General features: G+C 64.6%; 22 protein-coding genes and 1 pseudogene. 10 read left to right on the top strand and 13 right to left on the bottom strand.

Features of this window, described 5'->3' with window-relative positions; all coding sequences use genetic code 11:
- Nucleotides 1–55: 55 nt before the first annotated feature.
- From HXX15_RS00260 to HXX15_RS00240, 5 genes are all read right to left on the bottom strand, one after another.
- Nucleotides 56–835, bottom strand: a complete 780-nt coding sequence (locus HXX15_RS00260; RefSeq protein ID WP_296511443.1) for an SDR family oxidoreductase — start codon at nt 833–835, stop codon at nt 56–58.
- Nucleotides 836–999: 164 nt separating this feature from the next.
- A complete protein-coding gene (locus HXX15_RS00255) occupies nt 1000–2481 on the bottom strand; it encodes an ATP-binding cassette domain-containing protein (protein WP_296511441.1) in 1482 nt (493 codons plus the stop codon).
- Nucleotides 2481–3404, bottom strand: a complete 924-nt coding sequence (locus HXX15_RS00250) for a branched-chain amino acid ABC transporter permease (RefSeq protein WP_296511439.1) — start codon at nt 3402–3404, stop codon at nt 2481–2483. The genes HXX15_RS00255 and HXX15_RS00250 overlap by 1 nt, the downstream gene beginning before the upstream one ends.
- 2 nt (nt 3405–3406) lie before the next feature.
- Complete coding sequence (locus HXX15_RS00245) at nt 3407–4282, bottom strand: branched-chain amino acid ABC transporter permease (RefSeq protein ID WP_296511437.1); 876 nt, start codon at nt 4280–4282, stop codon at nt 3407–3409.
- Between the two features lie 150 nt (nt 4283–4432).
- The gene (locus HXX15_RS00240; protein ID WP_296511435.1) at nt 4433–5683 is read right to left on the bottom strand and encodes an ABC transporter substrate-binding protein; all 1251 of its coding nucleotides are present in this window, start codon (nt 5681–5683) and stop codon (nt 4433–4435) included.
- 291 nt (nt 5684–5974) lie between these two features.
- Between HXX15_RS00240 and HXX15_RS00235 the strand changes: the two genes are divergently transcribed.
- A complete protein-coding gene (locus tag HXX15_RS00235; RefSeq protein WP_296514732.1) occupies nt 5975–6988 on the top strand; it encodes a tartrate dehydrogenase in 1014 nt (337 codons plus the stop codon).
- Nucleotides 6989–7036: 48 nt separating this feature from the next.
- Here the strand turns inward: HXX15_RS00235 and HXX15_RS00230 are convergent, their stop codons facing one another.
- From HXX15_RS00230 to HXX15_RS00215, 4 genes are all read right to left on the bottom strand, one after another.
- Nucleotides 7037–7882 (bottom strand): hypothetical protein, encoded by an 846-nt coding sequence (locus tag HXX15_RS00230; protein WP_296511433.1) that lies wholly within the window; start codon nt 7880–7882, stop codon nt 7037–7039.
- Between the two features lie 462 nt (nt 7883–8344).
- Nucleotides 8345–9259, bottom strand: coding sequence for an NAD(P)-dependent oxidoreductase (locus tag HXX15_RS00225; protein ID WP_296511431.1), 915 nt, complete (start codon nt 9257–9259; stop codon nt 8345–8347).
- A gap of 9 nt (nt 9260–9268) precedes the next feature.
- Nucleotides 9269–10519 (bottom strand): Zn-dependent hydrolase, encoded by a 1251-nt coding sequence (locus HXX15_RS00220; RefSeq protein WP_296511429.1) that lies wholly within the window; start codon nt 10517–10519, stop codon nt 9269–9271.
- Between the two features lie 72 nt (nt 10520–10591).
- Nucleotides 10592–11566 (bottom strand): LysR family transcriptional regulator, encoded by a 975-nt coding sequence (locus HXX15_RS00215; protein WP_296511427.1) that lies wholly within the window; start codon nt 11564–11566, stop codon nt 10592–10594.
- Between the two features lie 115 nt (nt 11567–11681).
- Between HXX15_RS00215 and HXX15_RS00210 the strand changes: the two genes are divergently transcribed.
- The 6 genes from HXX15_RS00210 to HXX15_RS00185 all read left to right on the top strand — a co-directional run bounded on the left by HXX15_RS00210 (nt 11682) and on the right by HXX15_RS00185 (nt 17234).
- Nucleotides 11682–12500, top strand: coding sequence for a putative hydro-lyase (locus tag HXX15_RS00210; protein WP_296511425.1), 819 nt, complete (start codon nt 11682–11684; stop codon nt 12498–12500).
- A gap of 58 nt (nt 12501–12558) precedes the next feature.
- Nucleotides 12559–13803: an ABC transporter substrate-binding protein gene (locus HXX15_RS00205; protein ID WP_296511423.1), complete on the top strand. Its 1245-nt coding sequence runs from the start codon at nt 12559–12561 to the stop codon at nt 13801–13803.
- A gap of 156 nt (nt 13804–13959) precedes the next feature.
- Complete coding sequence (locus HXX15_RS00200) at nt 13960–14838, top strand: branched-chain amino acid ABC transporter permease (RefSeq protein ID WP_296511420.1); 879 nt, start codon at nt 13960–13962, stop codon at nt 14836–14838.
- Nucleotides 14835–15815 (top strand): branched-chain amino acid ABC transporter permease, encoded by a 981-nt coding sequence (locus HXX15_RS00195; protein WP_296514730.1) that lies wholly within the window; start codon nt 14835–14837, stop codon nt 15813–15815. Before HXX15_RS00200 ends, HXX15_RS00195 begins: the two co-directional genes overlap by 4 nt.
- Nucleotides 15812–16546 carry an ABC transporter ATP-binding protein gene (locus HXX15_RS00190; RefSeq protein ID WP_296511417.1) on the top strand — a complete coding sequence of 245 codons (735 nt, stop codon included), beginning with the start codon at nt 15812–15814 and terminating at the stop codon, nt 16544–16546. The genes HXX15_RS00195 and HXX15_RS00190 overlap by 4 nt, the downstream gene beginning before the upstream one ends.
- Nucleotides 16530–17234: an ABC transporter ATP-binding protein gene (locus HXX15_RS00185; RefSeq protein ID WP_296511414.1), complete on the top strand. Its 705-nt coding sequence runs from the start codon at nt 16530–16532 to the stop codon at nt 17232–17234. The genes HXX15_RS00190 and HXX15_RS00185 overlap by 17 nt, the downstream gene beginning before the upstream one ends.
- A 145-nt stretch (nt 17235–17379) precedes the next feature.
- Here the strand turns inward: HXX15_RS00185 and HXX15_RS00180 are convergent.
- Nucleotides 17380–17666: pseudogene (locus tag HXX15_RS00180) on the bottom strand (GIY-YIG nuclease family protein).
- A gap of 130 nt (nt 17667–17796) precedes the next feature.
- On the bottom strand, nt 17797–18459 hold the full coding sequence (locus HXX15_RS00175; protein WP_296511412.1) for an aldolase: 663 nt from the start codon (nt 18457–18459) through the stop codon (nt 17797–17799).
- An 89-nt stretch (nt 18460–18548) separates the two neighbouring features.
- Between HXX15_RS00175 and ltnD the strand changes: the two genes are divergently transcribed.
- The 3 genes from ltnD to otnK all read left to right on the top strand — a co-directional run bounded on the left by ltnD (nt 18549) and on the right by otnK (nt 21687).
- Complete coding sequence (ltnD, locus tag HXX15_RS00170; protein WP_296511410.1) at nt 18549–19460, top strand: L-threonate dehydrogenase; 912 nt, start codon at nt 18549–18551, stop codon at nt 19458–19460.
- Nucleotides 19461–19636: 176 nt separating this feature from the next.
- A complete protein-coding gene (gene otnI, locus HXX15_RS00165) occupies nt 19637–20419 on the top strand; it encodes a 2-oxo-tetronate isomerase (RefSeq protein WP_296511408.1) in 783 nt (260 codons plus the stop codon).
- Nucleotides 20416–21687: a 3-oxo-tetronate kinase gene (gene otnK / locus HXX15_RS00160; protein ID WP_296511406.1), complete on the top strand. Its 1272-nt coding sequence runs from the start codon at nt 20416–20418 to the stop codon at nt 21685–21687. The genes otnI and otnK overlap by 4 nt, the downstream gene beginning before the upstream one ends.
- Nucleotides 21688–21829: 142 nt before the next feature.
- Here the strand turns inward: otnK and HXX15_RS00155 are convergent, their stop codons facing one another.
- Nucleotides 21830–22606 carry an SDR family oxidoreductase gene (locus HXX15_RS00155; protein WP_296511405.1) on the bottom strand — a complete coding sequence of 259 codons (777 nt, stop codon included), beginning with the start codon at nt 22604–22606 and terminating at the stop codon, nt 21830–21832.
- 24 nt (nt 22607–22630) lie between these two features.
- Nucleotides 22631–23329: a GntR family transcriptional regulator gene (locus tag HXX15_RS00150; RefSeq protein WP_296511403.1), complete on the bottom strand. Its 699-nt coding sequence runs from the start codon at nt 23327–23329 to the stop codon at nt 22631–22633.
- Nucleotides 23330–23476 lie beyond the last annotated feature (147 nt).

Here is a 23476-nt window from a genome sequence, read left to right as displayed (position 1 = left end):
TTGCGACCGCGCCGCGTTGTTGCGTTGGATCAAGATGTTTCGTCAACCTTCAAGGTCAGTTCGACCAACCCGCGCTGATTCCGCCATCGACCGTGAAGATCACGCCCGAGGTGTAGCCGGAGCGGTCGGAGGCGAGATACGCCATCAGGTCGCCGATCTCGCGCGCATGCGCGGGCCGCCCCAGCGGAAGGCCCTGCTGCAATTCACGGTAGCGGTTCTCATCGCCGAGCTGGTGCTTGGCGCGGGTCTTCATCAGCGTGACATGGCGCTCGGTGCCGACCGGGCCGGGGTTGATGCCGACCACGCGGATGTTGTCGGCGAGACTCTTGCTGCCGAGCGAACGCGTGAACGCCATCAAGGCGGCGTTGCCGGCGGAGCCGCAGATGTAATTGGCGTCGAATTTCTCGCCGGCGGCGCCGATGTCGTTGATGATGACGCCGCCGCCGCGTGCCTTCATCCCCGCATAGACCAGCCGCGTCAGGTTGATGAAGCCGAATACCTTGAGGTCCCAGGCGTGGCGCCAGGCGGCCTCCTCGACCTTGTCGATCGAGCCGCCCGGAATATCGCCGGCATTGTTGATCAGGATGTCGATGTCAGCGGCGTCCGCCGCGAGCCGCGCCAGATCGTCGGGCTTGCGCAGGTCGACGCCGTGGACCTTGACGCCGATCTGGTGATTGGAGCGCAGCCGCTCGGCCAGCGCGTTCATCTGCTCGACGTTGCGGGCGGCGAGTCCCAGGTGGCAGCCTTCCTCGGCAAAGGCTTCGGCCGCGGCCGCGCCGATGCCCTTCGAGGCGCCGGTGATCAGGACGCGCTTGCCGCGCAGATGCAGGTCCATGATTGCCTTTCGAGTTGGTGTAAGCGTGAGAGATCGTCATTGCGAGGAGCACTTGCGACGAAGCAATCCAGTCTTCGCTTGCAGCCCTGGATTGCTTCGTTTTCGGCCGGCGCTGCGCGCCATACTTGGCTCGCAATGACGACCTCAGGAGCCATTTCCGGATTTCACAAATATCCTTCGCCGGCCTCTGCCGCAAACCGGCCGGGGTCGCCTTCCCAGACGATCCGCGCGTGCTCCAGCACATAGACCCGGTCGGCATGCGGCAGCGCGAAGGTGACGTTCTGCTCGCCGAGCAGCACGGTGATGTCGGAGGTCTGCCGCAGCTTCTCCAGCGCCTTTGACAATTGCTCGAGGATCACCGGCGCCAGCCCGAGCGTCGGCTCGTCGAGAATCAGGATCTTCGGCTGCATCATCAACGCGCGGCCGATCGCGAGCATCTGCTGTTCGCCGCCGCTCAGGGTCTGCGCCATCTGGCCCTGGCGTTCGCGCAGGATCGGAAACAGTTCGAACAGCCATTCGATCTGCTTGGGGCGAGCTTCGTCGCTGAGGTGATGGCCGCCGAGATCGAGATTTTCCCTCACGCTCATCTCGCCGAACAGTTCGCGCGACTCCGGACATTGCACCAGGCCGTGGCGCGCGATCTTCGCCGGGCTGACGCCGCGCAAGCTCTCGCCGCCGCGCACGATCTCGCCGGTATAGGGCAGGAAGCCGGAGATGGCATTGAACAGCGTGGTCTTGCCGGCGCCGTTGAGGCCGACCACCGAAACGAATTCGCCCTGATGGACATGGATCGAGACGTTGTCCAGCGCCTGCGCCTTGCCGTAAAAGACGCTGACATTCTCGACCTGCAGCAGCGGCACCTTGTCGGCGAAGCTGGTTTCCGGCCGCGCCGAGGTTTCGATCGCGCCGCCGAGATAGACCCGCCGGACGGTCTCGTTGCGCATCACCTCGTCCGCGCGCCCGGTGCAGATCTCCTCGCCGAGATACATCGCCAGCACCCGATCGACCAAGGCGGCAACGCTCTTGACGTTGTGGTCGACCAGCAGCACCGCGCGGCCCTCGTCGCGAAAACTGCTGATCAGTTCGGAGAAGATCCCGACCTCCGCTAGCGTCAGCCCGGCGAAAGGCTCGTCGACCAGCACCACCTTGGGATCGCGGGCAATCGCCTTCGCCAGCTCCATACGACGCAGGTCGGCGAATGGCAGCGTCGGGGGCTTGCGGTGCATCACCGCGGCGAGCCCGACGCGTTCGGCGATCCACTCGGCGCGCTCGGTCAGTGCCTTGTCGGCGAACAGCATCAACAGGCTGTCCGGCAACAGCGCGACCATGATGTTCTCCAGCACGGTCTGCCGGTTCAACGGTCGGGAATGCTGGAATACCATGCCGAAGCCCTTGCGGGCGATCTTGTGCGCCGGCAGGCCGGCGATATTTTCACCCTGGAACACCACGTCGCCCGTGGTCGGACGTTCGATTCCCATGATCGATTTCATCGCGGTGGATTTGCCGGAGCCGTTCGGGCCGATCAGCCCGAAGATTTCGCCGGCGCGCAGCTCGAGGCTGAGATTCTTCACCGCGGTGAGGCCGCCGAACCGCTTGGTGAGGCCGCGGACCTCGAGCACCGGTGCAAAGTTTGAGGTGGCGTCCATCAGCTGCGGGCCTCGCGCGACATGGCCGCTCCGAGGAAACCGCCGGGGAAGAACAATACGACGAGCAGCGCGACCGCCGAGACAATGAAGGTCGCCAGTTCGCCGGTCGGCCGCAGGAATTCGCCGGCGACGATCAGGAAGATCGCGCCGAGCGCCGCGCCGAGCACGGTGCGCCGCCCGCCCAGCACCGCCGCGACGATCACCTGCACGCCGACCGCGACGTCGACCACGGTGCCGACCGAGGCGGTGCCGAAGTAGAACACCAGCATCGCCCCGGCCAATCCGGAGAAGAACGCACTGACGATGAAGGCGAACAGCTTGTGCTTGACGATGTTGAAGCCGAGCGCGCCGGCCTGCACCGGGTCCTGACCCGAGGCCTGCAATACGAGGCCGAGCGGCGACTGCGACAGCCCGTACAGCACCGCGGCGCTGATCGACATGAAGCCGAGCGCGATCCAGTAGTTGGCGCTGGCGTTGATGGTGATCACATCGGGGATGGTCAGGCCGATTTCGCCACCGGTCAAGTCGGCGAACACCACGATGAAATTCTGCAGCATCAGCACGGCGACCAGCGTGGTCAGCCCGAAATAGGGGCCGCGCACCCGCAGTGCCGGCAGTGCCAGCACGAAGCCGGCGATTACCGAGGCCATCGCGCCGATGAAGATGCACAGATATACCGACAGCCCATATTCGTGATTGATGATCCCGGCGGTGTAGGCGCCGACCCCGATCAGGAAGGTCGGTCCGAAATTGACCTCGCCGGCGAAGCCGAACAACAGGTCCCACGACATCGCGAACACGCCGAAATAATAGGCGACCGTCAGCAGACCGAGGATGTAGCCGGAGACGTAGAGCGGCAGCGTCGAGGCGATCACCACGATCCCGAGCGCGATCCAGAACAGCCGCGTTTTGAAGAGCGACATGTTCAGCGCCTCCCCAGCAGGCCTTGCGGCCGGATATACATCACCGCCACCAGCAGCAGCAGCGCCGGAATGGTGCGATAGGCCGGCGACACCAGATAGGCGGTCAGCGTCTCGAGATAGCCGACCACGAAAGCGGCGATCAGCGAGCCGGACACGCTGCCGAGCCCGCCCAGCACCACGATCGAGAACGCGCTCGCGGTCAGCGGGCCGACGCTGTAGGAGGAGACGCCAAGAAACATTCCGAGCAGCACCCCGGCGATGCCGGCGAGAATGCCGTAGATCGCCCAGACCACGACATAGATATTGGTGAGCTCGAGCCCGAGCAGGGTGACACCACGCGGATTCATCGAAGCTGCCAGCACCGCCTTGCCCATTCGGGTGCGGTTGACCAGCAGCCAGAGCAGGGCGATCACCAGGCAGCACACCAGCGCGGTGAAGATTTCGTTCTGCGGGGTGCGGACGCCGAGGATTTCGACCACGCCCTCGACGATCGGCAGCACGGTCTTGGCGTTGTTGGTGAAGAAGTAGGCAATCAACTCCTGGATCATGATGCCCCACAGCAGCGTGCCGGTGAGGACGAAGATTTCCTTTTCCTCATTGGGAATTCGCCGCGAGCGCTGGATCGGCTGCACCACCGCGAAATAGGTGATCAATGACGCCACCAGCGCGGTCGCAACCCCGATGGTGGCGCCGATGTAATTGTTGACGTGGAGAATGCTGGAGGCGGCCCAGGCCGCCACCGCCGCCAACACCATGATGGCGCCATGCGACAGGTTGAGTACGCCGGAAACGCCGAATATCAGGGTGAAGCCGGTGGCGCCGAGTGCGTACAGGGCGCTGATGGCGAAGCCGTCGATCAGGATTTGCAGGGCAAGCATACAGGGAACCGCAGCTTTCGCTGTGACTGAGGAAAAGGAACGCTTCCGCTGTCATTGCGAGCGAAGCGAAGCAATCCAGATCGCGAGCACGGACTGGATTGCTTCGTCGCTACGCTCCTCGCAATGACGAAGGCGATGGTGGTTGCGAACTCAGTTCGCGGTCACCTTGATGAAGGCCGGGAACTTGATCTTGGCCTTGGCGATTTCCGGTGGCCAGACGCTGGTCTGAACGCCGTCTTGCCATTGCAGCATCAGCCCGGTGATCAGGCCCTTGCCGTATTTCAGGCCGTGGGTGAACGGGTCATCCTTGCCGTAGAACTGGATGCGGCCGATGGTGCCTTCCCAATCAGTCTTCTCCAGCGCCTCGACCAGCTTGTCCGCATCGGTTGAGCCGGCGCGCTTGATGGCGTCGGCGATGAAGTACACCTCGTCATAGGAGGTGTAGCCGGCATAGGAGGGGAAGTTGCCAAATTTGGCTTTGAAGCCGTCGGCGAACGGGACCGACTTCGGCGTCACCGCAACGCCCGGACCGGAAACGCCCTGATAGAGCACGCCGTCGGAGGCGTTGTTGGTGTCCTTGCCGAAGGTCGAGTTGGTGGCCTGCGAGGAAATTCCCAGCATCGGGATCGGCACCTGTTGGTTCTTCCACTGCACCGTCGGTTGCACGCCGACATGCGAAATGCCGGTGATGATCACGTCCGGCTTCGCACCTTCGATCTTGTTGAAGATCGGGGTAAAATCGGTGGTGTCGGGCGAGAACCGGATGTGGTCGAGCACCTTGAGCCCGATCTGCGGCAGGCATTCCTCGTAGCCGACGTCGAGCGGCTTGGTCCAGGCCGCGTCTTCGCTCATGATCACCGCGGTCTTCATCTTTTTGGCGTCGACCAAGAGGTCCTTGGCGGCGTCGCAAACCGATCGCGCCAGCGCGCCGGAGGTCAGATAGCCGTGGAAGGTGTATTTGTTCTTCTCGTAATCGGCGTGGATCGCCTTGGTGATTTCATTGGACGCGGCGCCCGGGGTGATGAACGGCGTCTTCAGCCGCGACGCCCACGGCATCAGCGCCAGCACGACCTCGCTGATATAGCTGGAGATCACAGCGTGGACCTTGTCCTCATTGACCGCGCGCTGGAACGCGCGGACCGAATCCGCCGACGACGAATGGTTGTCGTAGGTGACGATCTCGATCATCCGGCCGTCGACGCCGCCCTTGGCGTTGATTTCTTCCGCCGCCATCTGCGCGGCCTGCGGGATCGATGCACCCGCAATCGCCTGCGCTTCCGCGATCACGCCGATCTTGATCGGGTCAGCCGCCAGCGCCGAACTGGCACCGAATCCGAGGGCGGTCGCGGCCACCAAAGCGCGCAATGACCATGAACGGGAATGAGGGAATGCTGCTATCATGCTGTGGTTTTCCTCTCTTTATTGTTCATTATTTTGGCCTGAAGGCCGTGGGTCGTGAGTTGCCCTGAGCCCACTCTAGCGTCGGTTTGTCACAGCGGGCAAGCAAAACCGCTTCACGCTCGCGCGCAATTCCGATGTGCAGTGCAGCGTTGATCCGCGGCACGCTTTGGTCCACATGCTGATGCTGAAATTTTGCGCATCGATCGAGCCTGAGAGGAACCCGCTGTGAGCAGCACGACAAAGACATACCGGATAGCGGTGATTCCAGGCGACGGTATCGGCAAGGAAGTGATGCCCGAGGGGCTTCGCGCGATCGAGGCGGCGGCAAAGAAGTATCGGATTGCGGTGCAGTTCGATCATTTCGATTTCGCCTGCTACGATTACTTCGAAAAGCACGGCCAGATGATGCCGGACGACTGGAAGGCGCAGATTGGATCGCACGACGCGATCTTCTTCGGTGCGGTCGGCTGGCCGGCGAAGATCCCCGATCACATTTCGTTGTGGGGGTCGCTGATCAAGTTTCGCCGCGAGTTCGATCAATACGTCAATCTGCGCCCGGTACGGCTGATGCCCGGGGTGCCGTCGCCGCTGGCCGGCCGCAAGCCCGGTGACATTGATTTCTGGGTGGTGCGGGAAAACACCGAGGGCGAGTATTCCAGCATCGGCGGTCGGATGTTCCCGGACACCGATCGTGAATTCGTGGTCCAGGAAACCGTGATGACCCGCACCGGCGTCGACCGGATTCTGAAATTCGCCTTTGACCTGGCGCAGTCGCGGCCGAAGCGGCACCTGACCTCGGCGACCAAGTCGAACGGCATCTCGATCACCATGCCGTATTGGGACGAGCGGGTCGAGGCGATGGCGAAGTCCTATCCCGAGGTGAAGTGGGACAAGTACCACATCGACATTCTGACCGCGAATTTCGTACTGCATCCGGACTGGTTCGACGTCGTGGTCGGCTCCAACCTGTTCGGCGACATTCTGTCCGATCTCGGCCCGGCCTGCACCGGCACCATCGGCATCGCGCCGTCCGGCAACATCAATCCGGCGGGCGATTTTCCCTCGGTGTTCGAGCCGGTACACGGCTCGGCGCCGGATATCGCAGGCCAGGGCATCGCCAATCCGATCGGGATGATCTGGTCCGGCGCGATGATGCTGGAGCATCTCGGCGAGAAGCAGGCCGCGGCGTCGATCGTCACCGCGATCGAACGTACCCTCGGCGAACGCACGCTACGCACCCGCGACCTCGGCGGCCAGGCCGACACCTCGGCCTGCGGCAAGGCGGTTGCGGAGATGATCGAGTAGGAGCCGGCTCGATCGGCGCCATCGCGACGGCTTCCAGCCTCTATCGGTTCATCGGTCGGTCTTGCGCTGGCGCAACTTTTTGCCCGGTCGGTGGGTGACGAGACGCGGCTGTTGCCGCGCTGGCCGTCCGGCTCGCAGCGGAGGTCGCCGCTGCGATGGCTTGCGCAATGGCCGCTTCTTGCCTGGCTGGTCCGGGCGACGGCTGGGGAGTTGCTGCTGCTGTGTTTGCGGCCGCTTCTGTTCCGGGAGTCGCTTGAGTTGCTGCCGCAGCGGGCGGTTGCGTTGCGGCTTCTGCTGCGCTTGCTGCCGTTGTCGTTGCTGGCGCAGCGGACGTTGTTGTGCCGGTTGCCGCGGTGGGCTCACACCGCTCGCCGGAGTCTCAGGCAGAGAGTCCGGTCGCGCAGTTGCTGCCGGGCTGGCCGCTGGTGGCGCGGGCGCCTTCACCGCGGCTTTTGCAATCGGGGCCGGTGGTTGCGGTTCAGGAACAGGGACGGTGGACAGCTTCGGAGTTGCGGTGGCCGCCGTGCCGGCTGACGCGGTCGGTGCAGGCGTGCTGTCGGCTCGTGCCAACACGGGGGCCGGCGACGCGACCTGAGCGGTTGCTGATGTCGTCGCCGGTTTGGGCGGCGCTGCCGGAGTCGCGGCGATCACTCGCACCACCGGAGACATCGGGACCGTCGGCAAGCTCCGTGCGCCGCGGTCGGCGCCTGCCCGGAGCCGCGCAATCTCGGCCACGTAACAGGTTGCAATCACTACGGCGACGATGCCCACGCCGGTCGGCGACAGCATCAGCGACAAGGCCGTCAATCCGGTGGCGACGCTGCAGGCCTTCCAGAAGTTATCTTCATCGTTGAGGATGGAATCGAGCCACTGCCAATTGCTGCGCTGCCACAACGGCGGCGACAGGGCGATGCCGAGCTGGGCCCAGGCTCGCTCGAATCCGGTTTCGCGGGCGGCGAAAAGATATCGCGCGGTTTAGAAATGTCAGGAGCAAGGATACCGTCCCGAACGGTCCGGCCGCGAAGCCAACGATGACCGCCAAGGCAACGATGAAAACCGCCAACCAATTCTTCATCACAAAACCCCTTCCGCTATCCCGCCAAAAAATCGGATCTGAGCACGGTGGTTTCTGTCGACTTCCAGCAATTCAGTGCCGCTGCTCAAGAGCGACCAGTCCAGCCTTTCAGAAGAATGTCTCAACGAGTCGTAACCTGAGCGAAGTCTCGCATGCCAAAACCAATGCGACTTTGATTCGGATCACCCACACCAGGATTTGTACCCCCGGGCAATCCGGGGAAGTCGCCGGCGAGAGAAAGGTGAAACGCTACCGCCGCTCGATCGGGCATGCGGCTATTGCTATCCGGCCGCCGCGATCCTGCGGCAATGCACCAGCGCCGCCGCGATCAGGTTCTCGCTGGCCTCCGGGGTGCGGAATGCCGAATGCGCCGACAGCGTCACATTGGGGAGCGTGATCAGAACGTGATCCGCCGGCAGCGGCTCGATGTCGAATACGTCGAGCCCGGCGTGGCGCAGTTGGCCCGATCGCAGCGCCGCGATCATTGCGGCTTCGTCGACCAGCGCGCCGCGCGCGGTGTTGATCAGCACCGCGCCGGTTTTCATTGCGGCGATCCGGTCGCGCGACAGAAACCCTCTTGTGTCGTCGTTAAGCAGTAGATGCAGCGAGACGACGTCGCTCCGCGTCAGCAGCGTATCGAGATCGACAAAGGCGACGCCGTCGAATTCCTTGGGCGTCCGGTTCCACGCTAGCACCTTCATGCCGCTGCCGAGCGTGATCCGCGCCACCTCGGCAGCGATGCCGCCGAACCCGATCAGCCCCAGCGTCTTGCCGGTCAACTGCATGCCGTCCTCGCGGATCCAGTTGCCGGCACGCATCTCGCGGTCCATCACCGCAAGGTTGCGCGCCGCCGCCCACATCAGCGCAATGGTTGCTTCGGCGACCGCGGTGTCACCATAGCCGCGGATCAGATGGACCTCGATGCCGAGTTCGGCGAGCTCCTCCGGGTTCATGTAGCTGCGCGCGCCGGTGCCGAGAAACACCACGTGCTTCAGCCCGGCGCATTGCCGGGCGATCTCTGTCGGCAAATAGGTGTGGTCGACGATCGCGATCGCCGCGTCGGCCAGCACCGCGGGCAATTGCTCGGGCGCGACGTCGGGATCGCGATGAATCACGATCGGCGGATCGCCGGGCGTTGCCTGCCGCTCGACGATCACCGCCAGCGCTTCATTGGCATCGACGAAGACGGCATGCATCGGCGTTTCCTATTTTGCCACGCCGGCCAGCGCCAGCACGGTGTGCAGCAGCACGTTGGCGCCGGCGCTGCAATCGGGCTGGGTGGCGTCCTCCAGCTCGTTGTGGCTGACGCCGTCCTTGCACGGCACGAAGATCATCGCCACCGGCATCTTTGTATTCAGGTTGCAGGCGTCGTGGCCGGCGCCCGAGGTGATGCGGCGGTTGCTGTAGCCGAGTTCCTTGGCGGCGATTTCCACCGCATCGACCAGCTTTGGGTCGAAACGGGTCGGCGGCTTGCGCCACAAAAGGTCGAGCGCGACCTCGACCTTGCGGCGCGTCGCGATCTCGGCCGCGGCGGCGCGGATGCGCTGGTCGAGCGCATCCATGATCGCCGCATCCGCGCTGCGGGTGTCGATTGTGAAGGCGATCTCGCCGGGAATGACGTTGCGTGACGGTGCGGCGATCACCGCTTCGCCGACGGTGCCAACGGCGTTGGGGCCGAGCTCGATTGCGATCCGTTCCACCGCCAGCACGATCTCCGAAAGCGTCGCCAGCGCATCGCGGCGCAGCTGCATTGGCGTCGAGCCGGCATGGCTTTCGAAGCCGGTGATCTTGCCGTCGTACCACAGCACACCCTGGCCGGAATCGACCACCCCGATGGCCTTGCTTTCGGCCTCCAGGATTGGGCCCTGCTCGATGTGCAGCTCGATGAAGCTGGTGAATTTCTGCGTGCCCACGGCGCTGTCGCCGCGATAACCGATCGAGTCCAGCGCTTCCGCGACGCTGATCCCGGCTGCGTCCTTGCGCGAAAGAATGTCCTCGACCGTGAAGTCGCCGACATAGGCCGCCGAGCCCATCATCGCCGGCGCGAAGCGCGAGCCTTCCTCGTTGGTCCAGTTTGCCACGCACAGCGGCAACTCGGTTTCGATACTGGCGTCGTTCAGCGTGCGCAGCACTTCCAGCGCGGCCAGCGTGCCCAGAACGCCGTCGAACTTGCCGCCGGTCGGCTGGGTGTCGAGATGCGAACCGAGCCCGACCGGAGGCTTCGACATGTCGCGGCCACGGCGCAGCGCGAACATGTTGCCCAGCGCGTCGATCTGGACCTCGCAGCCAGCGGCTTCGCAGGCGGCGCGGAACCAGTCGCGGACCAGCTTGTCCTCAGGCCCGAGTGTCAGCCGCCGCACGCCGCCCTTCGGCGTGGCGCCGAACTTCGCGGTGTCATGGATGGTGCTCCAAAGCCGGGCGGAATCGATCTGCAGGTTGGAAGCAAGTTTGCTCATGCGTGTGTCCGAAATCCTGTTGCCGCGCGTCGGGGAGGAGGCCTTAGTCAATGAGCCGCCGGAGCCGGCGCGTCAACTGATCGGCACCGGCTTGCCGCGCGGCGCCCGCGCGCGCGGAGGTTCACGATCGATCTTGGGGCTGGGCTCGGTGGCGCTGGTGAATCCGCCGGCATGCGCGATTTCACCGGCGAGTTCGGCGACGCGCTCGACCGCGACCGTATCTGGCGAGGCCAGCCAGCTCGCCGTAAATGTCAGCGGCGGGATCCGCAGATCGGTCGTCAGCAATTGCAGTCGGCCATCGGCGAGTTGGGCCTCGACGATCGCGGTCGGGATCACCGCGATGCCGAGCCCCTCGATCGCCATGTGAATCACGGTGCCGAGCGAGGCCGAGGCGTGCAGCCGGATCGGCGGCAGCTCCGGCCGATTGAACAGCGAGCGCACGATCTCGTAGGGCTGGGTCTTGCGCGGGAAGGTGATGATCGGGAATTTCGCGAGCTCATTGACGGTCAGCCTGCCGTGCCCGAGCCCGAGCTTGGGGCTCGCGAGAAATCCGATTGGATAGTCGCACAGCTCGCGGTTGCGCACGGTGGACGCGGTCAGCGGACCGAGCAGGAACGCGAGCTCGATCTCCTGCGCCAGCAGCCGGGCGCGCAAATTCGGCGTGATGTCGACCTCGATTTCCAGCGACAGGTTCGGGTAGGCGCGATTGACGCTTTCGATCAGCCGCGGCAGCCAAGTGTGCACGATGGTCTCGGCGACGCCGAGCCGCAGCACGCCGCGCACCGCCGAGCGATCGCCGACCACCGCCAGCATCTCGCTGCGCAGCCCGATCAGCTTTTCGGCGTAGACCATCATCTGCCGGCCGCTCGGCGTCGGCGACGCCATCCGATGGTCGCGCTGCAGCAGCCGGACGCCGAGCTCGGTCTCGAGCTGCGCGATCCGCTGCGAAATCGCCGGCTGCGTGGTGTTGAGTTTGTGCGCGGCGCCGCGGAAACTGCCGAGCGTCACCACCCAGAGGAAAGTCTCGATCGCCTTGAAGTCCACCATTTGGGGCCTCCGCCAATCGATAAATACAATTTATCGATTATGATCAAAAACGAAGATTAGACATTATAGTAAGCCTGCGCTCCATTGCTGTCGAGATACTAGGCAGGGAAATCTGATGACTGTTTTTGCGGCAGAGCAGCAGTTCAGGGGCGTTGAGACGGCGCTTCCGTCGTATCAGGCCCGGCTGGCCTGCCGCGCCGGCGATGCCGAAAACACCGCTGGAGTCGCGCCCGGCTTCGTCCAGGGCAACCTGGCTATCTTGCCGGAAAAGCTCGCCTCGGCGTTTCACCGGTTCTGCCAGCTCAATCCGAAGCCGTGCCCGATCATCGGCATGTCGGACGTCGGTGACCCGAAGATTCCCTTGCTCGGCATCGACCTCGACATCCGCACCGACCTGCCGCGCTACCGGGTTTGGCGCGACGGCGAACTGATCGAGGAGCCCACCGACATAATGGCGCACTGGCGCGACGATCTGGTCGCGTTCGTGATCGGCTGCTCGTTCTCGTTCGAAGAAGCGCTGATGGCGGACGATCTGCCGATCCGCCACATCGAGCAAAAGGTGCGCGTGCCGATGTACCGCACCAACATCGCCTGTGCGCCGGCCGGGCCGTTTGCCGGGCCGATGGTGGTGTCGATGCGGCCATTCAAACCGAAGGACGCGATCCGCGCGGTGCAGATCACCTCGCGGTTTCCCGCGGTGCATGGCGCGCCAGTGCATCTCGGCCTGCCGCAATCGATCGGCATCGCCGATCTGGCGAAACCGGATTACGGCGATGCTGTAACGATCAACGCCGACGAACTTCCCGTGTTCTGGGCCTGTGGAGTCACGCCGCAAGCGGTCATCGCCGCGGCGCGCGTACCGTTCGCGATCACCCACGCGCCCGGATTGATGCTTGTCACCGACCTCAAGAACAAGCACCTTGCCGTTCTTTGAGGCTTTCACTCCGACCGGAACTATCTCATCGATAGTTCCGCAGCAGAAGGATCACACCATGACCATCAATCGCCGAAACGTCGTTCTCGGAGGTGCAGCCGTTGCCGCGCTGTTGCCGCTCGCCGCCCGCGCGCAAACCAGCGAAGTTGTGATCGGCGTGATCTATCCGCTGTCCGGCGCCAGCGCGCAGATCGGCGTCGATGCGCAAAAGGCGTTCGCGACCGCCGCCGAACTGATCAACGAGAAACACGATTTCGATCTGCCGCTGGCGAGGGGCGAGGGCTTGCCCGGCCTTGGCGGCGCCAAGGTTCGGCTGGTGTTTGCTGACCATCAGGCCGACCCGCAGAAGGGCCGCGCCGAGGCCGAGCGCCTGATCACGCAGGAGAAGGTTTGCGCCATCGTCGGCACCTACCAGAGTTCGGTCGCCGTCACCGTCAGTCAGATCTGCGAGCGCTACTCGATCCCGTTCATCTCCGCCGACAATTCCTCGCCGAGCCTGCATCGCCGCGGCCTGAAGTTCTACTTCCGCGCGGCACCCCATGACGAAATGTTCTCCACCGCGATGTTCGACTTCTTCGACGCGCAGAAAAAGAAGGGCCAGAAGATCGAGACTCTGGCGCTGTTCCACGAGGACACCATCTTCGGCACGGATTCGTCCAATGCACAGCTCAAGCTCGCCGCCGACCGCGGCTACAAGGTGGTCGCCGATATCAAGTACCGCGCCAATTCGCCGTCGCTCACTGCCGAGGTGCAGCAGCTCAAGGCCGCCGACGCCGACGTGCTGATGCCGTCGAGCTACACCACCGACGGAATTCTGCTGATCAAGACCATGGGCGAGCTCGGCTACAAGGCCAAGAACATCGTCGCCCAGGACGCCGGCTTTTCGGAAAAGGCGCTGTATGACGCGGTCGGCGACAAGATTCCGGGCGTGATCTCGCGCGGTTCGTTCTCGCTCGATCTCGCCGCCAAGCGGCCGATGGTCGGCAAGATCAACGACATGTACAAGGCGAAGTCGGGCAAGGATTTCAACGATTACTCGTCGCGGCAATTCATGGGCCTGATCGTGATGGCCGACGCCATCAACCGTGCCAAATCCACCGACGGCGACAAGATCCGCGAAGCGCTGGTCGCCACCGACATGCCGGGCGAGCAGACCATCATGCCGTGGGCGCGCGTCAAGTTTGACGAGATGGGCCAGAACAACTTCGCCGATCCGGTGCTGCTGCAATACAATGGCGGCAAGTTCGTCACCATCGCCCCGCCGCAGGCCGCGGTCGCCGAGGCGATCTGGCCGATGCCGTAAAGTGACGACTGCGCGCGCGGATATCGAACGCGCGTTCTCCAAGTCATTGCGAGCGAAGCGAAGCAATCCAGTGAACCAAGCACAGACTGGATTGCTTCGTCGCAACAGCTCCTCGCAATGACGCCCGTCTGCTGAATTCACCCCGGAGCACGCGCTTTGACCACCGCCACCATCATCCAGTCTCTCGCCAGCGGCCTACTGATGGGGCTGCTGTACGGCCTGATCGCGGTCGGACTGGCGCTGATCTTCGGGCTGATGGACGTCACCAACTTCGCCCATGGCGAGTTCCTGATGCTGGCGATGTATATCAGCTTCTTCCTGTTCGCGTTCTTCGCGATCGACCCGTTGCTGGCGGCGCCCCTGGTGGCGGCGGCGATGTTCGTGTTCGGCGCCGTGATCTATCTGGTGGTGGTGCGGTTTGCGATGCGGGCCAAGACCAATATCGGCATGGTGCAGATCTTCACCACCTTCGGCCTCGCAATCCTGATGCGCGGGCTGGCGCAATACTTCTTCACCCCGGACTATCGCAGCATCACCCAATCCTGGCTCGGCGGCAAAACCATCTCGCTCGGCGGCGTATTCCTGCCGGTGCCGCAACTGGTTGGCGCGCTGGTGTCGATCGCCGCGTTCGGCGCCTTGTATTTCTTCATCAAGAAGACCGATTTCGGCCGCGCGCTGGAAGCGACCCGCGAGGACGCCGGCGCGGTAGCGCTGGTCGGGATCGACAAGAACAAGGTGTTCGCGCTCGGCTGGGGACTGGGCGGCGCGTTGGTTGGCCTCGCCGGCGCGATCATGGCGATGTTCTTCTATATCTATCCAGATGTCGGCGCCTCGTTCGCGCTGATCGCCTATGTGACGGTGGCGCTCGGCGGCTTCGGCAGCGTGTTCGGCGCCTTCGCCGGCGGCATCATCGTCGGCCTGGTCGAGGCCTCGACCGCGCTACTGTTGCCGCCGTCGCTGAAATCGGTCGGCATCTACGCCGTCTATCTGCTCGTTGTTTTCATCCGGCCGCGTGGCCTGTTCGGATCGATCTGATGGAGAGCTTTGCCCAGCGCCGCCGTCGTGACCTGATCGTGGCCTTCGTGCTCGCCGCATTGGCGGCCTGCGCGCCGTTCGTGATCAAGGATGTCTACGTCCAGAACATCATGGTGCTGACCCTGATGTATGCGGCGCTGTCACAGGCCTGGAACATCCTCGGCGGCTATTGCGGCCAGATCTCGCTCGGCCATGCGCTGTATTTCGGGCTCGGCGCCTACACCACGACGCTGCTGTTCACCAAGTTCGGCGTGCTGCCATGGTTCGGCATGCTCGGCGGCGGCACCATCTCGGCGCTGATCGCGATGGCGCTGGGCTATCCGACGTTCCGGCTGCGCGGGCATTATTTCGTCATCGCCACCATCGTCATCGCCGAGATCGGCCTGTTGCTGTTCCACAATTGGGATTGGGCCGGTGCTGCGCTCGGCATCGACATTCCGGTGCGCGGCGACAGCTGGCTGAGATTCCAGTTCACCCGCTCCAAGCTGCCGTTCTTCTATTTCGCCCTGGTGTTCTGCTGCGTCGCCTGGCTGATCACCTGGTGGCTGGAAGATTCCAAATGGGGCTATTGGTGGCGCGCGGTGAAGGACAATCCGGACGCCGCCGAAAGCCTCGGGGTGGTGGTGTTCAATTCCAAGATGGGTGCCGCGGCGGTGTCGGCGTTCCTGACCGCGATCGGCGGCGCGTTCTATGCGCAATTCGTCTCCTACATCGATCCGGAAAGCGTGATGAGCTTCCAGTTCTCGCTGCTGATGGCGCTGCCGGCCGTGCTGGGCGGCATCGGCACGCTGTGGGGGCCGGTGCTCGGCGCGGTGATCCTGATTCCGCTGACCGAACTGACCCGCTCCTTCATCGGCGGCTCCGGTCGCGGCGTCGATCTCATTCTCTACGGCACGGTGATCGTGCTGATCTCGCTGGCGCGGCCGGAAGGCCTGATCGGCCTGTTCTCGCGCAAGCGCAAGGAGGTGTCGCGATGACCGCGCCGCTCTTGGAAACCCGCGGCGTCTGGCAGCGTTTTGGCGGCCTGATCGCCAACAGCGATATCTCGATTTCGGTCGAGCGAGGGGAGATCGTCGGCCTGATCGGGCCGAACGGTGCCGGCAAGTCGACGCTGTTCAACCTGATCGCCGGCGTGCTGCCGCCGACCCAGGGCTCGATCTGGTTCAATGGCGAAGATGTGACGCGATTGCCGGCGGCGGACCGCTGTCAGCGCGGCATCGCCCGCACCTTCCAGGTGGTGAAGAGTTTCGAGACCATGACGGTGATCGACAATGTCATCGTCGGTGGGCTGATTCGCACCACGGTGATGCGCGACGCCCGCCGCAAGGCGCATCAGGTGCTGGAATTCTGCGGCTTGGACGCCCGCGCCGACGTGCTCGCCAGCCAACTCATTCCGTCCGAGAAGCGCCGCCTCGAAGTCGCCCGCGCGCTCGCCACTGAACCGAAGTTGCTGCTGCTCGACGAATGCCTCACCGGGTTGACGCCGATCGAGGCGCAGACCGGCGTCGAACTGGTGCGCCGGGTGCGCGCCACCGGCGTCACTGTGCTGATGGTCGAACATGTGATGGAAATCGTCATGCCGCTGGTCGATCGCGCCATCGTGCTCGATCTCGGCAAGGTGCTGGTCGAGGGCAAGCCCGCCGACATCGTCCGCGATGCGAAAGTCATCAGTGCCTATCTGGGAGATCGTCATGCTGTCGGTGCATGAGGTCACCACCGCCTATCAGGGGCTGGTCGCCATTTCGTCGGTCACCATCGAGATCGCCAAGGGCGAGATTGTGCTGGTCGCGGGCGCCAACGGCGCCGGCAAGTCGACGCTGGTGAAGACCATAGCCGGCGCCGAGCGGCCGCGCTCCGGCACCGTCACCTTCGACGGCCAGCGCATCGACGGCATGGCGCAGCATCTGATCACCGCGCGCGGCATCGCCTATGTGCCGGAAAACCGCCGGTTGTTTCCGCGGCTGTCGGTCGAGGACAATCTGCGGCTTGGCAGCTACATGTATCGCGGCGAGGCCGATCGCGATCATCCGCTCGAGCTGGTGTTCCGGCTGTTTCCGCGGCTACAAGAACGGCTCGAGCAGCGCGCCGAAACGCTGTCGGGCGGCGAGCAGCAGATGCTGGCGATCGGCCGCGCGCTGATGACAAGGCCGCGGCTGTTGATGCTGGACGAGCCGTCGCAGGGCATAATGCCGAAGCTGGTCGACGAAATCTTCCAGGCGGTGCTGACGATCCGCGACGCCGGCATGACCGTGCTGATCGTCGAGCAGCGAATGGCCGAATGCCTCGACATCGCCGACCGCGCCTACATCCTGCAGACCGGCCGCGTGCTGATGCAGGGCAAGGCCTCCGACATCAAGGGCAACCCCGACGTCCGCAAGGCCTATCTGGGGCTGTAGCTGCGTTCGATACGCCAGAGTTCGTCATTGCGAGGAGCTCTTGCGACGAAGCAATCCAGTCCATGCTTGCTGCCCCTGGATTGCTTCGCTGTCGGACGGCGCTTCGCGCCGCCCTCGGCTCGCGATGACGTTGCATGGGCTGTAATCAAATCAGGGTATCGTACAGATCGTTCCAGTCGGGATTGAGACTTTCAATCAGCGCCAATTTCTTGGCGCGGCTGCCGGCCTTGATCTGCTTTTCTCGGGCAATGGCTCCACCATGTCGTCATGCGCCTCGTACCACACCAGCATCTTGCAGCCGTATTTCTTCGAGAATCCCGATACCAGCCCCTCGCGGTGTTCGAAGGCGCGTTTCGGCAGATTCGACGTGACACCGGCATAGAGCGTCCCGTTTCGCTTGCTGGCGACGATGTAGACCCATGGTTGCTTCATGCCGGCCTCTCCACGTCATTGCGAAGAGCTCTTGCGACGAAGCAATCCAGTTTTCTCTTGTCGCCACTGGATTGCCTCGCTCAACGAACCGGCGCTATGCGCCGGTTCGTTGGCTCGCAATGACGAATTCTCAATCCTCGTGCCGATGCTCCGGCAATTCCAGCCCGAATGTCTTGCTCAAATCAGCCACCTGCGCCGGCGAAAGGTAACGCGGGTTGAGCCCGCGCAGCAGCAGATAGAGCTTGGCGGTTTCCTCCAGTTCCTCGATCGCGAATACCGCGGCTTCCAGCGTGTCGCCGGCGACCACCGGGCCGTGATTGGCCAGCAGCACCGATGAATATTTGCCGGCAAGGCCGCGGATGGCGTCGGCGACGGCAGGATCGCCGGGCCGGAAATACGGCAGCAACGCGGTGGTGCCGCATTTCATCAGGTAATAGGGCGTCAGCGGCGGCAGGGCCGCACGCGGATCGATCTCCGGCAGCATCGACAGCGCCACCGCGTGGGTGGAGTGCAGATGCACCACGGCGCGGGCGCCGCCGCGGGTCTGATAGATCGCGCTGTGCAGCGGCACTTCCTTGGTCGGCGGATCGCCGGAGAGGAGGCCGCCGTCGGCGGCCAGCCGCGACAGTTTCGCCGGATCGAGCGCGCCCAGCGAGGCGTTGGTCGGCGTCACCAGCCAGCCGCCGTCGTCGCAGCGCACGCTGATATTGCCCGATGAGCCCGGCGTCAGCCCGCGCTCGAACAGCGAGCGGCCGAACCGGCAGATCTCCTCGCGCAGTCTGGATTCGGTCATCGCGCTTCCCCTTGTGGTTTTCTCCCATGCTTTGGCAGCGCGGCCAAGCCGTGTTATCGAGGTGGCAACCACGAAACAGGAAACGCCCCATGCCCGAATCTGCGAAGCCGCGCGTTGCCGTGATCGGACTCGGCTCGATGGGGTTCGGCATGGCGACCTCGCTGCGCCGCGCCGGCTTCGACGTCACCGGCTGCGACATGGCTGCCGCCAGCGTCGCCCGCTTCGTCGCCGAGGGCGGACGCGGCGCCGCGACGCCGGCCGTGGCCGCGCGTGACGCGCAGATCGTCGTCAGCGTGGTGGTCAATGCCGCGCAGACCGAAACCATTCTGTTCGGTCCGGACGGCGTCGCCGAAACCCTAGCGCAGGGCGCAGTGTTTGTGTCCTCGGCGACGATGGACCCCGACGTGGCGCGGCGGCTGGCCAAACAGCTCGAGGCCACCGGCCGGCATTATCTCGACGCGCCGATCAGCGGCGGCGCGCAGCGTGCCGCGCAAGGCGAACTCACTATCCTAGCCTCCGGTAGCAAGGCGGCATTCGCGGTCGCGCGGCCGGCGCTGGATGCGATGGCGGCCAAGCTCTATGAACTCGGCGACGCCGCCGGGCAGGGCGCTGCCTTCAAGATGATCAATCAATTACTGGCCGGCGTGCACATCGCCGCGGCGTCCGAGGCGATTGCGTTCGCAGCTAAGCAAGGCCTCGACATCCGCAAGGTCTATGAGGTGATCACCGCCTCGGCCGGCAATTCCTGGATGTTCGAGAATCGCGTGCCGCATGTACTCGATGGCGACTACACGCCGCGTAGCGCGGTGGACATTTTCGTCAAGGACCTCGGCATCATCCAGGACATGGCGCGCAGCGCCAAATTCCCGGTACCGGTGTCGGCGGCTGCGCTGCAGATGTTCCTGATGACCTCGGCGTCCGGGATGGGCCGCGACGACGATATCTCGGTGGCACGGATGTATGCGCGCGTCACCGGCACCACGCTGCCGGGGGAGGGGTGAGTGAGTAGATTGTCATTGCGAGCCGAGGGCGGCGCGTCGCGTCGCCCGAAAGCGAAGCAGTCCAGGAGCTCCGTGCCCGGCGTCTCCTGGATTGCTTCGTCGCTTCGCTCCTCGCAATGACGAACGAGAGGCCAATGCTGCAATCGCAGCATTTGCGTATTTGGGGACAATGATCGATGCCGCGCTTCGCCGCCAATCTCAGCATGATGTTCACCGAGCATCCGTTCCTCGATCGCTTCGACGCCGCGGCGGACGCTGGCTTCACCGCGGTGGAATTCCTTTTTCCCTACGATCATTCGCCCGAGGCGGTCGGCGAACGGCTGCGGCGCAATCAACTGGTCCAGGCGCTGTTCAACCTGCCGCCGGGCGATTGGGGAGCCGGAGAAAAGGGTTTCGCGGCGCGGCCGCACAAATTCGCCGAGTTGCAGCAGAGCCTCGTCACCGCGCTGCCCTACGCGCAGACCACCGGCGTCAAGCGGCTGCATCTGATGGCCGGGATCGCCGACCGTCGCGATCCCGACGCCGTGCATGCCTTCACCAAATCGGTGACCCATGCGGCGGAATTTTTCGCGCCGCACGGCATCGAATTGGTGATCGAGCCGATCAATCCCCGCGACGTGCCCGGCTATTTCCTCAACGATTTCACCTTCGCGCGCGACCTGATCCGCGAGCTGAAAATTCCCAATCTCAAACTGCAATTCGACATCTATCACTGCCAGATCCTGCACGGCGACGTTGCGATGCGGCTGCGCGAGATGATGCCGATCATCGGCCATGTCCAGATCGCCAGCGTGCCGTCGCGCAACGAGCCCGACGGCGAGGAACTGAACTATCCGTTTCTGTTCGAGGAGCTGGACCGGCTCGGCTATGACGGTTTCGTCGGCTGCGAATATCGCCCGCGCGGTCGCACCGTCGACGGGCTCGGCTGGTTCGCGGCTTATGCCGGAGCGCTGTCGTGACGCTAGCGCTGGGCTGCATCGCCGACGACTACACCGGCGCATCCGACCTCGCCAATACGCTGACGCGCCAGGGTTTGCGAACGGTGCAGACCATCGGTGTGCCGCCGGATGATCTTCAGCTGCCCGAGGTCGACGCCGTGGTGGTGTCGCTGAAGAGCCGCTCGATCGCGGCGCCGCTCGCGGTGGAGAAATCGCGCGCCGCCGAAAAATGGCTGCGCAGCCGCGGCGCCTCGCATGTGCTGTTCAAGATCTGCTCGACTTTCGATTCCACCGATGCGGGCAATATCGGCCCGGTGCTGGACGTGTTGCGCGCAGATGCCGGCGAGCCGATCGTGCTGGTGACGCCGGCGTTCCCGGAGACCGGTCGCACCGTCTATATGGGCAATCTGTTCGTCGGCGCCGTGCCGCTGAATGAAAGTCCGTTGAAGGATCATCCGCTCAACCCGATGCGCGATTCAAATCTGGTTCGGGTGCTGGCGCGGCAGAGCAGGGGCAAGGTCGGCCTCGCCGATCTCGCGATGATCGCGCAGGGACCGGAGGCGCTGCGTACGCATCTGGCGGGTCTTGCCGCGAAGGGTTTTGCCGCGGCGATTGCCGACGCGGTGTTCGAACGCGATCTGGAAACCATTGGCGCGGCAGCGCTGCGGCATCGCGTGTCGGTCGGCGCCAGCGGGCTCGGGCTCGGGCTTGCGCGCGCGCTGGTCCACTCGGGGCGTATCACGTCGCAAGCGGCATCGATCTCGGAGGCCGCCGTCGGTGGTCCGGCGGCGTGTTTGGCAGGCAGTTGCTCGCAGGCGACGCTGGCGCAGATCGCGAAGGCGGAGGCGACGATGCCGGTGCTGCAACTGGATCCCGAGCAGATCATGGCCGGCCCCGCCGAAGTCGCGCGAGCGCTGGACTGGGCCATTGGCCGACTGGGCGACGGGCCGGTGCTAATCGCCTCAAGTGCGACGCCGGATCAGGTCGCGGCGGTGCAGGCGAAGTTCGGTCGCCACGCCGCCGGCTACGCCATCGAGCAGGCGATGGCCGATCTCGCCGAAGGCCTCGTCGCGGCCGGCGTGCGCCGGCTGGTAGCGGCGGGCGGCGAGACCTCGGGCGCGGTGGTCGATCGCCTCGGCATTCCAGGCTTTCTGGTCGGGCCAGAGATCGCCGCCGGCGTCCCGGTGTTGCGCGCGGTCAGCGCCAGGCACGAGATGCTGCTGGCGTTGAAATCCGGCAATTTCGGCGGCGAGACGTTCTTCAGCGATGCGCTGAAACTGATGCGGTGAGACCCGTCATTCCGGGGCGCGCGCAGCGACAGCTGCGAGCGAACCCGGAATCTTGAGCCCATGCCGTGTCGCGAGATTCCGGGTTCGCTCGCCCAAGGGCTCGCGCCCCGGAATGACGGCTCTTCTTTTCGCGGTGGGACACTCACCCCAGCATCTGGGTGTCGCCGCAGATCGAGATCGCCTGCCCCGAGATCGTCCGGCCACGCGAGCTGCACATGAAGACGATCTGGTCGGCGAGCTGCTGCGGCGTCACGTAGTCCTTGATCGAGGTGTAGGAGAACGCAGTCCTCTCCATCTCGGCGAAGGAGATCCCGCGCTGCTGCGCCTTGGCCTCCAGCACCCGACGCTGGCGGTCGCCGGCGACGAGGCCGGGCAGGATGGCGTTGACGCGGATGTTGTCGGGGCCGAGTTCGATCGCCAGCGACTTGGTGAAACCGATGACACCCCATTTCGCCGCCGCATAGGGCGTGCGCAGCGCGAAGCCGAGCCGACCCGCCGCCGACGACAGATTGACGATCGAGGCGTTCTTGCTCTGGCGCAGCAACGGCACCGCCAGCCGCGCGCAGTTGAACTGCCCGGTGAGGCAGATCGCCAGCGTGCGGTCCCAGTCTTCCGGATGCATCTCCTCGACCTTCGCGGTGGGGCCGGCGATGCCGGCATTGTTCACCAGCACGTCGAGCCCGCCGAGCATTGCGGTCGCCTTCTCGAACAGCGTCGCCACCGAAGACCGGTTCGCGACGTCGCAGTGGGTCTGCGTCAAGGCGGGATCGCTCTTGGACAAAGCGCCAAGAGCTTCGTCGTCGATGTCGCAGATATGAACCTTGGCGCCTTCGCCGACGAAGGCGCGGGCGATCGCCAGTCCGATGCCGTTGGCGCCCGCCGTCACCAGCACGCGCAGTCCGTTGATGCCGAGATCCATGGTCACTCCAGTGTTGAACAAAACTCAGTCGGCGAGACCGCCGCGCGACAGGATGAAGTCCGAGGCGGTCGTGATGTCGCCGGCAATCGCGGCCGCGGCCGCGGCGGCGTTGCCGGCCTCGATCGCCTTGCGCGCGTCGGCGTGAAATTTCACCGCGCCGCCATGCGCCAAGCGGTCGGGGTTGGCGCGCAGATCGAGATTGAGCACCGGGCCGGCCTTCAGCCACAGCGCGCGGATGATCTCCACCAGGATCGGCGATCCGGCCGCCTCATAGACCGCGAAGTGAAAGGTCTTGTTGAGTTCGACCGCGCGCGGCAGATCCGGCGCCTTCAGCCTGCTCTCGGCGCGCATCGCCGTTTCCGACGCCGCGATCGCCGCGATGTCGCGCTTGCCGCGATGCGCCGCGGCCTCGGCCGCCGCGTGGCCCTCGATCGCGATCCGCACCCTTGTCAGGTCGCGAAACTGCGCTGCCGTCATCACCGGTACCCGCACCGCGCGGTTCGGCGTCACCTCCAGCGCATGGTCGGCGACCAGCCGCGACACCGCCTCGCGCACCGGCATCATCGAGACGCCGAGCAGATCCGCCGCCGCGCGCAGCGACAGTTTTTCCCCGGGCGCGAGGCGCCCTGACATCAGCAGGTCGGCCAGCCGCGCATAGGCGCGTTCGCCCAGCGTCTGGCGATCCAGCGGTTCGATCAGGTTCGGCGCGGCATGCAGATTCACGCGCAGGCTCCAGCGGGATGACGGCAAGCGGACAAAGGGACTCGACAAAGCTCGAAACTTTTGCGAGCCTAACTGTGATCACAGATCACGGCAAGCGACACGCGCGGTAACAGCGCGGGGCAGGCCGGAGAGCAAAACAGCCGCGAA

The sequence above is a fragment of the Rhodopseudomonas sp. genome (genome assembly GCF_013377015.1).
Classification (GTDB): Bacteria; Pseudomonadota; Alphaproteobacteria; order Rhizobiales; family Xanthobacteraceae; genus JARJEH01.
The sequence above is the reverse complement of the archived record's forward strand: the minus strand, read 5'-3'. Positions and strand labels throughout refer to the sequence as shown.